At 64.1% G+C, this 223-nt stretch carries 1 protein-coding gene; it reads right to left on the minus strand.

The window, feature by feature from the left end:
• On the minus strand, positions 1 to 223 hold a 223-nt coding region (locus tag E4K09_RS17255; protein WP_134499030.1), incomplete at both ends, for a hypothetical protein.

Consider the following 223-nt stretch of genomic DNA (forward strand, 5'->3'; position numbering starts at 1 on the left):
GAGGGGACCGGAGATGATCAGCGGCGTCCGCGCCTCGTCGATGAGGATCGAGTCCACCTCGTCCACGATGGCGAAGGCGTGGCCGCGCTGGACCATCTGCGCCATCTCGTAGTTCATGTTGTCGCGAAGGTAGTCGAAGCCGTACTCGTTGTTGGTCCCGTAGGTGATGTCGGCCGCATAGGCCTGCGCGCGCTCGGCATCGTCGATGCCGTGGACGATCACC

Origin of the sequence: Microvirga pakistanensis (genome assembly GCF_004458765.1) — a bacterium.
In the GTDB taxonomy this organism is placed as follows: Bacteria; Pseudomonadota; Alphaproteobacteria; order Rhizobiales; family Beijerinckiaceae; genus Microvirga; species Microvirga pakistanensis.